Origin of the sequence: Halotia branconii CENA392 (assembly GCF_029953635.1) — a bacterium.
Taxonomy (GTDB): Bacteria; Cyanobacteriota; Cyanobacteriia; order Cyanobacteriales; family Nostocaceae; genus Halotia; species Halotia branconii.
In genome coordinates this window covers 2,347,248-2,360,744 of record NZ_CP124543.1, presented here as the reverse complement: position 1 = coordinate 2,360,744, position 13,497 = coordinate 2,347,248, and the positions used below count along the sequence as shown (strand labels likewise).

Sequence of the window (13,497 nt, the reverse complement as noted above, 5' to 3'; positions counted from 1 at the left end):
TATGGTAGGTAAGAGGCTTTAAAGTCTTTAACTACCTAGCGATTAGTTAAATCTTACTTAATTTCAGTAATTCTAACTTTTGCTGACATCTTATTCAAAAAGCGCCCTCCTTTTGGAGAGCGCCTTTGATTTTATTTGACCTAATTACTGATTAACCGTTAATAGCAGGTGCAGTTAAAGCAACAGGAGCAACATCACCAGCAGCCAAGTCTAAGGGGAAGTTGTGAGCGTTACGCTCGTGCATTACTTCCATACCCAAGTTAGCGCGGTTGATTACATCAGCCCAGGTAGCGATAACGCGACCTTGAGAGTCAATCACAGACTGGTTGAAATTGAAACCGTTGAGGTTGAAAGCCATTGTGCTTACACCCAACGCTGTGAACCAGATACCAATCACAGGCCAAGCAGCTAGGAAGAAGTGCAGTGAACGGCTGTTGTTGAAAGATGCGTATTGGAAGATGAGACGACCGAAGTAACCGTGAGCAGCGACGATGTTGTAGGTTTCTTCTTCTTGACCGAACTTGTAACCGTAGTTTTGTGACTCGGTTTCGGTTGTTTCACGAACCAAGGAAGATGTTACTAGTGAACCGTGCATTGCAGAGAACAAGGAACCACCGAATACACCAGCTACACCTAGCATGTGGAAGGGGTGCATTAAGATGTTGTGTTCTGCTTGGAAGACAATCATGAAGTTGAAGGTTCCGGAGATACCCAAGGGCATACCGTCAGAGAATGAACCTTGTCCGATGGGATATACCAAGAAGACTGCGGTTGCTGCTGCTACTGGGGCAGAGAAGGCTAGGCAAATCCAAGGACGCATTCCTAAGCGGTAGGATAGTTCCCATTCACGACCTAAGTAGCAGAATACGCCGATTAGGAAGTGGAAGACTATCAATTGGTAAGGGCCACCGTTGTAAAGCCATTCGTCTAAGGATGCTGCTTCCCAAATGGGGTAGAAGTGTAAGCCGATAGCGTTAGAGGAAGGCACAACTGCACCGGAGATGATGTTGTTGCCGTAAATCAAGGAACCTGCTACTGGTTCGCGGATGCCATCGATGTCTACTGGAGGTGCGGCGATGAAGGCGATGATGAAGCAGGTGGTGGCAGCTAGCAAGGCGGGAATCATTAGTACGCCGAACCAACCAATATATATACGGTTGTTGGTGTTGGTGATCCAATTACAGAATTGCTCCCATACGTTGGCGCTGGAGCGCTGTTGTAAGGTTGTAGTCATGTTTTTATGATTGCGATTGTTTTATGTATGTATCAGGCTCTTTGTTTGTGCCTGTAAACTTATGTTACGAAATATATTGCGATTTGTAAAGTATTTTGAGAAAAAATTTTTTTAGTAACCCTGTATAAAGCTCATATCGTTTCACTTTAAAGCTGAAGTACGAGGCATGAGTAAGAATTTACCAATGCCCTATGCTTGAACCCAACAATAATTATTTACGCCGACTACTTATGCTCATCTCTGATACTTGCACTGTTACATATAGCCCTGCTTATACAATTGTTCCGACTTATGAGTGCTTTAATCGCTGCACTTACTGCAACTTTCGCACCGAACCCAATCAAAATCCTTGGATGAGTTTATCAACAGCGCAAAGCATCTTCAAACAACTGCTAAACCAGAAAGTTTGTGAAATTCTCATCCTCAGTGGTGAAGTGCATCCCCATTCACCAAAGCGTCAGCAGTGGTTTCAGCGGATTTACGATTTGTGCGAGTTAGCATTAGCTATGGGATTGTTACCACACACCAATGTCGGGCCACTGAGTTTTGCAGAAATGCAAAAGCTGAAGCATGTCAATGTTTCAATGGGTTTGATGCTGGAACAGCTAACCCCAGCATTGTTAAATACAGTCCATCGCCATGCACCGAGTAAGTTACCAGAACTTAGACTGCAACAATTAAAATGGGCAGGAGAGTTGCAGATTCCCTTCACAACAGGCTTACTTTTGGGAATTGGGGAAACAGAAAGTGATTGGTGGGAAACATTAGCAGCCATAACTGACTTGCATCAGCGTTACCATCACATCCAAGAAGTAATTTTGCAACCCCACAGTCCGGGAACTCAGCAAACCTTTGATGCACCTGCATTTGACCTCTATCAACTACCAGAACTTATTGCTAAAGCACGTCAGATTTTACCGCCAGATATTACAATTCAAATTCCGCCGAATTTAGTTAAAGATGACCAATGGTTACTCGCTTGTTTAGAAGCCGGCGCGAGAGATTTAGGCGGAATCAGCCCAAAAGACGAAGTAAACCCCGATTATCCTCATGTTCAGGAACAGGCTTTGAGAGAAATTTTACAACCTGCGGGGTGGGAATTGGTAGCGCGTTTACCAATTTATCCGCAATTTGATCATTGGTTATCAGGGGAATTGCCAACAGCAGTGAAACAATGGCGAGAAACTTTAACAGTTATCAGTTATCAATCAAAAGCCACTTGATAACTGTTCACTGTTTTAATCCCAGTTTCTTTTTTACAAAAATAGGGGGTAAGGACACAACATGTTCCCTACTCAATACGGTTCAGTTAAGCTAAAAAATCAAAATGTGTAGGTTGGGTTGACGTAAGGAAACCCAACAACTTCATCCATGTTGGGTTGCGCTGCGCTTAACCCAACCTACGCATCTGACAACTGACCACTGACAACTATCGTACTAATTCCAGCGGATTTAGTATAATATGGCGCTACACAGGGAAACTCTAACTATGCAACAAAATTTTGCCCTTTTAAAGCAGATATATAATACTTTTGACCCATTTCGACCTTTACCCGCCGGAGATCCTGCTTACGTCGATTGTAAAGAGGTGCGGGGAGATGGTGACATTCTGGTAGAGGTAGGTAGAGAAATTTTGTATTCAGATAGAATAACCTGTCAACTTTATGCAGGTCATCGTGGTGCAGGTAAATCCACAGAATTGCTACGTCTGCAAAAATATTTAGATGACCAAGGCTGCTTTGTGGTTTATTTTGCTGCCGATAAAGAAGATATCGAACCCGAAGATGCCCAATATACAGATATTCTTTTAGCTTGTACGCGATGTTTATTAGAAGCATTAAAAGATAACGCTAATCCTGAACCTTTGCTGACATGGTTAAAAGATAGATGGCATGATTTAAAAGATGTGATTCCTAACGTATCTTTAGAAGGTCTGAGTGTAGAGAAAGAAATCCCTTTATTTGCCAAAATTACAGCTAATTTAAGAACTGAACCTACTCTGCGCCACAAAATTCGTGAGCGAGTTGACCCCCATACTACAACTTTAATTGCAGCCTTAAATCAGTTTATTGAAGATGCCAAAAAACGCTTACCTGATGGATATTCTCAATTAGTAGTTATCGCTGATAATCTTGACCGGATTGTACCCATAACTCAAGAAGATGGACGTAGCAATCACGAGCATATTTTTTTAGACCGTAGCGAACAACTCAAAGCTTTAGATTGTCATTTAATTTATACAGTACCAATTTCGCTAGTGTATTCTAACCGCGCTACAGATTTACGAGATATCTATGGTAGTGATGCTCAAGTTTTGCCGATGATTATGGTGCAAACTCCAGATAATCAAAGCTATCAACGAGGAATCGATAAAGTCAAAGAAGTATTACAAAAACGAATTAGTCGTGTTGACTCGAATCTTTCGATTACAGATATGTTTGAGCAGCCGGAAACTTTACAGCAACTATGCCTGATGAGTGGGGGTCACGTGCGGAATTTGCTATTATTAATGAAGGAAGCGATTAAATACACTGATACTCTGCCCATTTCTAAAAAAGTTTTACAACGTTCAATTAGTGAAACGAGAATTACCTACCGTAATACAGTTTATGCCGATGAATGGCTAGCACTAGCAAAAGTTTATCATTTTAAGCAAATAGAAAATGATGAACGGCATCGTAACTTATTATTTAACCGCTGTATTTTAGAATATCGCTATCGTGATGCTGACGAACAAATTCAATGTTGGTATGATATTCATCCTTTAATTAAAGGCATTAAAGAATTTCAAGATGCTTTTAATCAACAATTTGCTCCTGAGTGAGATGCAGATTTATGAAACTAGAGTTGAGCGATTGGGATCAAGATTTACCACCAGACCCAGATGAAGAATATCGAGCCTTAGTTCGGACTCTGAAATTTACAGAAGGCTTTAGTTTATTATTTGCCCGATGTTCCCCTGCTGAAGGTGAGCAGATAATTGGCAAAGTGAAAAAAGAAATTACTAATAGAAATATTGAAGTTTTGCGATTAAACCAAGCTGTTGATAATTTATATGAAATAATTGATAATTTATCTAATAAAGAACAAATAAATATCTTATTTATTACAGGATTAGAGCATTCATTTTATGAGTATGAAGAATGTAAAGCCTTAACAGGTTGGAATAGTAGAGATATCTATTCATATAGTTGGAAAGGTGTACCATCTGTTTTAATTAACCTCAATCAACAGCGAGAACGTTTTAGAGATAACTTTCATATTTGTTTTGTTTTTTTGTTACCTTTATTTGCTATTAAATATTTTATTCAACGCGCCCCAGACTTTTTTGATTGGCGTTCAGGGTTGTTTGACTTTCCTATAGATTCAGAAACCCTAGAGCAAGAATCACTACGTATACTTCAAGATGGAGATTATGAAAAATATCTCACTCTAACGCCAGTACAAAGAACTCAAGAAATACTAATAATTCAGGAATTAATAGATGAAAATTATAATTCACCTAGTAGTCAGTTTCACTTACTGTTAGAGTTGGGAAACTTACAGTTTGCAGAACAAAATTACAAACAGGCTATCGCCTCCTATGACCAATCATTAACAATTAAAGCTAATTACTACCAAGCTTGGCATAATCGGGGAGACGCGCTGTTTAAAGTACAAAGATACGAAGAAGCAATCATCAGTTATGACAAAGTTATTAAGTTAAAACCAGAGAACTATTCGTCTTGGTATAAGAAAGGTGAAGCACTACGTAAATTAGGGCGCTATGAAGAGGCAATCACTAATTATGACAAAGTTATTGCATTCAATCCTAATGACTGTTGGACTTGGTATCATCGGGGACTATCGTTTAGTGAATTAGGTCGTTACGAAGATGCAATTGTCAGCTATGACCAAGCGCTAAAAATTAATAATAACGATATCGAAATTTGGGGCGCTCGTGGCATGGCATTTTATAACCTAGGTAATTATGAACAAGCGCTCGTCAGTTATGATAAAGCTACTACAATCAAACCTGAATGCTGCGCTGGAGTTTATTACTATAAGGCTTGTTGCTTTGCCTTACAAGGTCTTGGACAATTGGCAATTGAAAACCTACAACATGCAATAACTATGAGTCCTAAAAAATATCGAGAAAAAGCAAAATATAATTCAGATTTTGGTAATCTTCACAAAAATGAGCGCTTTCAAGTTATGAAAAACCTAACTAACAGTTATGGAAAATAAACTGACTACTCTAACTTATGAGATTGAACTCAAGCCTGGAGAAAAATTAAATTTTCCAGAATCAATACTCGAAAATATTACTACAGGACGCTGGGTAATCACCATCCAACAAAAAGCGGAAGAATCCGAAAGCACTCGCAGCCATAATGCTTTTTTGAACGGCTACGCACCAGAAGACGAAGGACTTTATGACGACTATCCAAGCCGGTGAGTTTTAGTTAGCAGATATTCCATTCACCAGCGGTAAAGGTTTTAAAAAGCGCCCTATACTTGTGTTGTGGATAGATGGAGATGATTTTGTCGCAGCAGTAGTTACATCTGCCAAACCACGCACACAAACTGATATCATTCTAAATGATTGGGCTATAAGTAGCTTACGTGTAGTTTCAACCGTACGTTTGTCTCGATTAGACTGCCTAGAAAAGTCTCTATTGCTGGCTAAAATAGGACAAATTTCTCAATCAGATGCAAAGCGCTTAAAGGAATTATGGGATTTGTATATTAAGCCTCAGTTTTAAGCAGCTTAAATTAATAGCGATCATCCTTGGTTTGCCCAACTGAAACTACAAGCGATCGCCGCTTAAAAATATTATTATAAATATTCATTTACAAAGTTAACTCATCTAATTATGTCACAACTTAAAATTGACTACCCAGAAACTTTACCGGATGCCTTACAACAAACGCGAGAACAATTTGAACAAGAAGCAAAAATGGCGATGGCAGTAAAATTATTTGAAATGAAACGTATTTCTTCTGGTTTAGCTGCACAGTTAGCAGGTATAAATAGGGTAAATTTTTTATTTAATTTACACCGTTATCATGTGGCAATGATTGATTTAACAGAAGAAGAAGTTATATCTGATTTAGAAAATGCCTGATACCAATATAATCGTTATCAATACAGCACCACTTATTTCTATAATAGCGGCAGTAGGACATTTAAGAATACTACAATCTTTGTATACTCAGGTTTTAGTTCCCTTTGAAGTTTGTCAAGAAATACTTGCTGGAGGTGCAAGCGGATTTGCTATAAGTGAATTTGAGGATGCAATTTGGCTACAAAAATTACAAACACCCTTAAATAATATTTCTCCATTCTTACTCAATTCTCTCGATTTAGGAGAAGCTTCTGTTATCCAACTGGCGCTCAATGAAAATATTCACACAGTTTGTATTGATGAAACTGCGGGTAGACGAGTTGCTAGATTAAATGGTCTTTCTATTACAGGTACTATCGGTATTTTGCTGTGCGCGAAGCGAGAAGGAGACCCTATTTACATTAGACACGTAATTGGCAGGATGATTGATCGTGGAATTAGGCTAAGTGAAACCCTGATTAATGTTGCACTGCAACAAGCTGGTGAAGTAGATACTTAGATTTTTCCCTTAATCCAATTGCGAAAATTCTTTGTCATACTCATCACTCCAATTCGTTGACTTTCTTCTAAAAATTGCGGAGTTTCAATTAAAGGCAAATTGTTAAAAGTAGGTGAATTATTACACTCTATATATCTTCCTTCTTGTAGCTGGTAAATATACAGCACTCCTTCGTCATAATGCCAAAGTTCCGCAACACCCAAAGACGCATAAATATCAAACTTATTCAGCGAAGAACTAGTCAAGTCTATTTCTACTATTAAATCTGGTGCTGGATCTGTATTCAAATTAATTCCTGATTTGTTTCTCACCAGTGCTTCATTTTGAATATAATAGCTACTATCTGGCTCTAAACCACGCCGTAAATCTTCCCGTTTAAATGTTGTAGAACCTGTAGGGAATATCTCTAAATTTAATTCTTCCCCCAGCACAAAAATTAGACGTTCAATTAAACATTTCCAATGCTCATGAGGCATCAGTGGAGTCATAATTTCCAGCGTTCCTTGGTCATAAGCCATTAAAGAGGGTCTATCCTCTCCCATATCCGCTAGCATTGTTTCAAAAGTCTGCCAGCTGATATTTCTCAATACAACCCTTTGTTCTGAAGTGGCGCGTGTTGTTACCATTGCTCGATTGAGTTTGGGTTATTACTATCAAAATAACTTAAAAGGGAACAGGGAATGAGCAACAGAAGAAGTTGTTCTGTATCCTTTTTTTCATGGTTAACTCTTCTCTTTATTCTTTACTTGATTCCCTCTTGTTTGTTCCTGCCACCAAGGGGCTTGGTCAAAAAGACGCTCTGCGGACATAAATTGAGATATCATCCCTCAAAAGACAGAGTTTAGAGCTTAAACCCTGTTGTAAAATAGACAAATAAGGATTTCGGGGGGCCATTTACTGGTCATAAACGCCTATAGAAACTATCTTTGGAAATCTGCAAGGTCTCAAGTCCAGTCAGCTGAAACAACTACAGCGACTGTACCACCAGCGCATACCAGGCGATCGCATCACCACGCCTGAGTTTTCCCAGCGTCTGGCAGCAATTAGCACAGAACTAAATCAGCCTGTGTGTGCCTACCTCAACCGTCGTGGTCAAGTGATTCGTGTGGGGGTAGGCACACCGCGTCAAACGCAAATTCCACCGCTGGAACTGCCCCGTTATGGTGCAGAACGACTCAGCGGTATTCGTTGTATCTCTACCCATCTCAAGCCAGAACCGCCGAATGAATCGGCACTGACAGCGATGGCACTGCAACGTTTAGATGCTCTGGTAGTCATGAATATTACCGGAACGGGATTTACACGACGGGGAGGCGGTGCTGCTGGGTATGTCAAAGAAGCTTATTTAGCTCATCTAACACCCCAAGATTCTCGTGCTTTGATGACTAGTCTTGCTGCCTTGAAATTAGGAGAAACTCAAGTCCAAACTCCCAATTGGCATATATCACCGCCTCTGAGCTTAGACATGCTGGCACAGCAAGACTTTCTCGATTTGGTAGAAGGACTTGAACAAGAGTTCCAGCGAGAATTTATCGCTCAAGAAGTAGATGCTGACCACGATCGCGTGCTAATTGTGGGAGTAATGACCAATGAGTTGACTTTACAAAGATTCCAAGACACCCTACTAGAATTGGCAAGCTTGGTAGACACTGCTGGCGGAGATGTATTACGAACAGTACAACAAAAGCGATCGCGCATTCATCCTCAAACAGTAGTTGGTGAAGGCAAAGTCCAAGAAGTTGCTTTAACTGCTCAAACTTTAGGAGTTAATCTCGTCGTCTTTGACCGCGACCTTTCACCGTCTCAAGTCCGCAACTTAGAGGCACAGATTGGTGTTAGGGTAGTTGACCGCACCGAAGTAATTTTGGATATCTTTGCTCAACGCGCTCAATCTCGTGCTGGTAAATTACAAGTAGAACTAGCACAGTTAGAGTACATGCAGCCACGACTGACTGGTAGAGGTCGAACCATGTCCCGACTAGGTGGTGGTATTGGCACACGCGGTCCTGGTGAAACCAAACTAGAAACAGAACGCCGTGCCATTGGGCAGCGCATTTCCCGACTGCAAAAAGAAGTAAATCAATTGCAAGCACATCGTTCGCGGTTACGCCAACGACGGCAACATCAAGAAGTTCCTTCAATTGCTTTGGTTGGTTACACTAACGCTGGTAAGTCTACATTATTAAATGCTCTGACTAACGCTGAAGTTTACACAGCCGACCAGTTGTTTGCTACTCTTGACCCCACCACGCGACGCTTAGTGATTCCCAAAGCAGAAACTGGTGAACATCAAGAGATTCTGATTACAGATACAGTCGGGTTCATCCATGAACTACCTGCATCATTAATGGATGCTTTCCGCGCCACTTTGGAGGAAGTCACAGAAGCTGATGCTTTATTACATTTAGTAGATTTGTCTCATCCGGCTTGGTTGAGCCATATTCGCTCAGTTAGGGAAATTTTAGCCCAAATGCCAGTTACCCCTGGCCCAGCCTTGGTTGCTTTCAACAAGATTGATCAAGCAGATAGTGAGACACTAGCTTTAGCTCGTGAAGAGTTTCCCCTAGCGGTATTTATTTCATCCAGCGAACGTTTAGGATTAGAAACCCTACGTCAGCGTCTTGCCCAGCTGATTCAATATGCAGTTGATTCTCAGTAACACAGTGAAAATTAAAAACCACGCTTTTTGTAGGCGTGGTTTTTGGGTATGGGGCGTAGGGCATGGGATAGAAAAAGCAGAGGAGAGTTAAACAAGATATCCTTAGCAAATTTATCCTTGATTATTTTGGTTTCGACGTTGACTAAATAGACCTGTCATGCTTAAACCAGTAATCAATAAGCCGATTAATCCTAAACCATTCAAAATCGGATAAATTCCTTCTAAATGCAAAATTTCTAATGTGTGCAATCCAAGTAGAAATTCACCTAACTCGTTTTGGTGTAACCATTCGTGAGCAATAGTAAAGCCCATACCGGTTAATACAGTTAAAAATAAAGGCAGACATAAGACGATCGCAATCTGCCGGTGGTATCGTCGAAACATCCGACTCATAAACTCTTCCCCAATAAGTAAGTTTTAGGTTATCAGTTTTACAGCACTTTTAGATCAAAATTATTAAGCTCATCCCGCGCCTTAAAGGGGTGGGATGAGTTTAAATTCTGGTCTAAATTTAAATCAGCAATCTGAAAAAACCAAATTCCCCAACGCCAATTTTGGCGTTATTTACTCAGGAACAATGGTTGATAGTTTTTTGTAACTTTTGTGAAGTAAGCTGCGGACTTCATCATCTGTAGTTTGTGGAAAGATTTCGTACCAGCGACCAACACTATAAAAAGGGTTGGGTGTGGCAGCACAGACAATATTTTCTACCTTACTTTTCAGTTCTTGGTAAGTTTCGAGCGCAGCGACTGGCACAGCAACGACAATACTAGCAGGTTGCTGCTGACGCACTGCCATCACCGCAGCCCTCATTGTTGCACCTGTGGCTAAACCATCATCTACTAATATGACAGTACGTGCCTGTAAATCTGGGAAAGGGCGATTATCTCGATAAAGCTGTTCCCGTCGCTCTAGCTCTCGTTGTTCTTGGACGACGATGCTGTTTATTATCTCATCAGAAATATTTAGCTGATGCACAATATCTTGATTGAGTACCCGTACACCAGTGGATGCGATTTCCGTTTTAGGTAGCTTCTTTTCATGACGAGAGGTTGTGCCAACGAAATGTTGCGCGATCGCTAACGCTCCCATTGCCAATTCTTTGTCATTGGGTACGCCTAGCTTGCGAACCACAAGCACATCTAAATTAGCATTTAATGCTTTGGCAACTTCAAATGCCACAGGAACACCACCCCTAGGTAGAGCTAACACTAGCACATCTGGACGGTTAGCATAATCTGCTAACTGCCTTGCTAAGAATTGACCTGCTGCTGTCCGGTCTTGAAATAGCATGGTGTTAAGCTCCTACCTAATTGTTTTTTGTCTCAGAAAATCAGTTTTTAAGTATTAGCGTACATTTTTTCTTGGCTTCCTGCCTCAAATAATGAATCATAGTCTGGTCTAAGTTGAAAACGAATATCATTGACCTTGCTAAGCTAATTGCTTCACTCAATATCTATACAACTACACGAGCATAATGAACAGTATTCGGCAGTTCTACGCCTTCTGTTTGACTAACTCTTTGCATAACTTGCTATGGTTACTGACGCTAAGCAATAATGGTTCCTTGCTACTGCGTTTTGAGCTTTATGTTAATGAATTGATCATAGAAACCTAAACATTATCTGTCCTCTGACTAGCGAGGCGACATACCCAATCGATTAATCTACCTAATGGATGAATTATTGATTTGGCTGGAGTCTTAGCTAATACTTTTATTATTCAGTTATTCATCAGTACATTAGCGTAGCTGACCGTAGATATTGTCTGCATCTGCAACTTATTTAGGTCAATACTTTTTGAAACAGTTTCCATATATCCCTTAATTTTTAGCAAAAACCAATCCAGTGCCATGCTCGATAAATACTCTACAAACTTTGCAGTGTCCTGTTTACAGGTGAGTATATTTGTGTTAACCAGCACTTCAATTACTAGACCTTTAAAAGTCCAAGCTAATACTACACAATCACCCAATAGCGATTTCATCTTGTCACAGCAACTTCCACCACCGCAAGATGTTCAACCATCTGTACCTTCGCCATTGCCATCGCCCCAACTACCACAGCAACTCCCTCCACCAGTAGAACTACTACCACCCTCTGCACCATCAGCTACACCTGAGCAGCAATTACCAGAAAAAACTCCCCAAACTATCACTGTAGAAAAGTTTGAGGTTATTGGTAGTACAGTATTCAATCCTGAAGAATTAGCCCAAGTCACTGCTGAATTTACCAAAAAACCTATTTCTCTGGCTGAAGTTTTTCAAGCTCGTTCTAAAATTACTGATTTATACATTAAAAAGGGCTACATTACCTCTGGCGCTTATATTCCACCTCAAACAATTAAGTCTGGTGTAATTAAAATCCAAGTAGTTGAAGGTAAGTTAGAAGATATCCAAATAACTGGCACTCAACGACTCAACTCTAATTATGTACGTAGTCGTCTAGCAATAGCGACATCAGCACCGCTAAATCGGGAACGATTGTTAGAAGCACTGCAATTGTTACAACTTAATCCTTTAATTCAAAATCTATCTGCTGATTTGTCAGCAGGGTCGCGTCCAGAGGAGAGTGTGCTACAAGTCAAGATTAAAGAGGCGCGATCTTTTAGTACTCAAATAGCTTTGGATAATGGGCGATCGCCTAGCGTGGGTAGCTTTCGTCGTCGATTACAAGTCAGTGAAGCTAACTTACTAGGATTAGGAGATGGTTTAAGTCTAGCTTACACTAATACTGATGGTAGCAACGTTTTTGATACTAGCTATACTTTGCCTATAAATCCTTACAATGGAACGATTTCTTTCAACTTTGGCACTGCATCAAGCAATGTCATCGAAGATTCTTTCGACATCCTAGATATTGAATCTTCTTCTCGCTATTACGAACTGACATTCCGCCAGCCAGTAATCCAAACTCCTACGCAGGAATTTGCTCTCGGTCTAACAGCCTCTCGACGTGAGAGTAAAGTATCTTCTTTATCTTTTCCAGAATTAAATAATGAAATTTCACCAGGAGCCGATACACAAGGACGCACACGTATATCTGCGTTACGTTTTTTTCAAGAATGGACATCTCGTAATAGTCGTGAAGTGATTGCTTTGCGTTCTCAGTTCAATCTAGGTATAGGAGCTTTTGATGCCACAATTAACTCTAAAGCTCCAGACAGCCGCTTCTTTGCATGGCAAGGACAAGCACAATGGGCACGTCTATTAGCTCCTGATACCATATTGCTACTTCGTACAAATATGCAACTGGCATCTAGAACGCTTTTGCCTTTAGAACAGTTCGGCATAGGTGGGCTAGACAGTGTTAGAGGTTACCGTCAAGATTTATTGCTAACGGATAATGGCACTTTTGCCTCTGCTGAAATTCAAATACCAATTTTCCGCTCACCCCAAACAGATAGTGTGTTGCAGGTCGCTCCTTTTATTGATTTCGGTATTGCCTGGAATAGTTCAAGTCAAGACAATCCCGACCCTAACACTCTTGCTTCTTTAGGTTTTGGCTTGCGCTGGTCACAAGGCGATCGCTTCAGCGCCCGTATAGATTGGGGCATTCCTTTAATATCTGTTCAATCACAGGGAAAAACGTTACAAGAAGATGGACTGTACTTTTCCATACTCTATAATCCATTTTAAAGTCTAAAAATTTGCTTATTGGCTAATTGCTCATTTACCAACAGTGTTTTAAGTCAATAAATCGGCATTTAAATTTTTAAAAATTATTTCATTATTGAAAATAATTCTGTAACAGTCTTAACTGACATGATTCGCAAAATACAAACAAAAAACTGAAAAGTATTTATTTAAAAAATCTTTACAAAGAATATTGTTCTATCAGTACATTTACCAATATTTAAATTAGAAATTGACATATTGATTAGCTTAATAAAATATAGTTCCGATTTTTTATTGATTACCTTCTATATCAGTGAAAAATCCGCATTTTTACTATGTATTATCTTAGCTAATAGAATTTATTCTAGACATTTAAGAAAA

The 13,497-nt window shown here is 40.0% G+C and carries 13 protein-coding genes; 9 read left to right on the top strand and 4 right to left on the bottom strand.

Features of this window, described 5'->3' with window-relative positions; translation table 11 throughout:
• Positions 1–151: 151 nt before the first annotated feature.
• Positions 152–1,234: a photosystem II q(b) protein gene (psbA, locus tag QI031_RS10405; RefSeq protein ID WP_281481119.1), complete on the bottom strand. Its 1,083-nt coding sequence runs from the start codon at positions 1,232–1,234 to the stop codon at positions 152–154.
• Positions 1,235–1,464: 230 nt separating this feature from the next.
• On the opposite strand from psbA, the gene cofG reads away from it, so the two are divergent.
• The 7 genes from cofG to QI031_RS10370 all read left to right on the top strand — a co-directional run bounded on the left by cofG (position 1,465) and on the right by QI031_RS10370 (position 6,841).
• The gene (gene cofG / locus QI031_RS10400) at positions 1,465–2,457 is read left to right on the top strand and encodes a 7,8-didemethyl-8-hydroxy-5-deazariboflavin synthase subunit CofG (protein WP_281485989.1); all 993 of its coding nucleotides are present in this window, start codon (positions 1,465–1,467) and stop codon (positions 2,455–2,457) included.
• Positions 2,458–2,723: 266 nt separating this feature from the next.
• The gene (locus tag QI031_RS10395; RefSeq protein ID WP_281485094.1) at positions 2,724–4,058 is read left to right on the top strand and encodes a P-loop NTPase family protein; all 1,335 of its coding nucleotides are present in this window, start codon (positions 2,724–2,726) and stop codon (positions 4,056–4,058) included.
• 11 nt (positions 4,059–4,069) lie between these two features.
• The gene (locus QI031_RS10390) at positions 4,070–5,461 is read left to right on the top strand and encodes a tetratricopeptide repeat protein (protein ID WP_281485093.1); all 1,392 of its coding nucleotides are present in this window, start codon (positions 4,070–4,072) and stop codon (positions 5,459–5,461) included.
• On the top strand, positions 5,451–5,672 hold the full coding sequence (locus QI031_RS10385; protein ID WP_281485092.1) for a hypothetical protein: 222 nt from the start codon (positions 5,451–5,453) through the stop codon (positions 5,670–5,672). The genes QI031_RS10390 and QI031_RS10385 overlap by 11 nt, the downstream gene beginning before the upstream one ends.
• A 61-nt stretch (positions 5,673–5,733) precedes the next feature.
• Positions 5,734–5,979, top strand: a complete 246-nt coding sequence (locus QI031_RS10380; RefSeq protein ID WP_281485091.1) for a PemK-like protein — start codon at positions 5,734–5,736, stop codon at positions 5,977–5,979.
• 108 nt (positions 5,980–6,087) lie between these two features.
• Positions 6,088–6,342 carry a UPF0175 family protein gene (locus QI031_RS10375; protein WP_281485988.1) on the top strand — a complete coding sequence of 85 codons (255 nt, stop codon included), beginning with the start codon at positions 6,088–6,090 and terminating at the stop codon, positions 6,340–6,342.
• Positions 6,335–6,841, top strand: a complete 507-nt coding sequence (locus QI031_RS10370; protein WP_281485090.1) for a PIN domain-containing protein — start codon at positions 6,335–6,337, stop codon at positions 6,839–6,841. The genes QI031_RS10375 and QI031_RS10370 overlap by 8 nt, the downstream gene beginning before the upstream one ends.
• Here the strand turns inward: QI031_RS10370 and QI031_RS10365 are convergent.
• A complete protein-coding gene (locus QI031_RS10365) occupies positions 6,838–7,467 on the bottom strand; it encodes a Uma2 family endonuclease (protein ID WP_281485089.1) in 630 nt (209 codons plus the stop codon). The genes QI031_RS10370 and QI031_RS10365 overlap by 4 nt on opposite strands.
• 287 nt (positions 7,468–7,754) lie before the next feature.
• Here QI031_RS10365 and hflX point away from each other — a divergent pair, with 287 nt between their 5' ends.
• The gene (hflX, locus tag QI031_RS10360) at positions 7,755–9,500 is read left to right on the top strand and encodes a GTPase HflX (RefSeq protein WP_281485987.1); all 1,746 of its coding nucleotides are present in this window, start codon (positions 7,755–7,757) and stop codon (positions 9,498–9,500) included.
• Positions 9,501–9,611: 111 nt separating this feature from the next.
• Here the strand turns inward: hflX and QI031_RS10355 are convergent, their stop codons facing one another.
• Both QI031_RS10355 and QI031_RS10350 read right to left on the bottom strand, forming a co-directional pair.
• The gene (locus tag QI031_RS10355; protein ID WP_281485088.1) at positions 9,612–9,893 is read right to left on the bottom strand and encodes a peptidase; all 282 of its coding nucleotides are present in this window, start codon (positions 9,891–9,893) and stop codon (positions 9,612–9,614) included.
• 171 nt (positions 9,894–10,064) lie between these two features.
• A complete protein-coding gene (locus QI031_RS10350) occupies positions 10,065–10,793 on the bottom strand; it encodes a phosphoribosyltransferase (protein WP_281485087.1) in 729 nt (242 codons plus the stop codon).
• 559 nt (positions 10,794–11,352) lie between these two features.
• On the opposite strand from QI031_RS10350, the gene QI031_RS10345 reads away from it, so the two are divergent.
• The gene (locus QI031_RS10345) at positions 11,353–13,137 is read left to right on the top strand and encodes a ShlB/FhaC/HecB family hemolysin secretion/activation protein (protein ID WP_281485086.1); all 1,785 of its coding nucleotides are present in this window, start codon (positions 11,353–11,355) and stop codon (positions 13,135–13,137) included.
• Positions 13,138–13,497 lie beyond the last annotated feature (360 nt).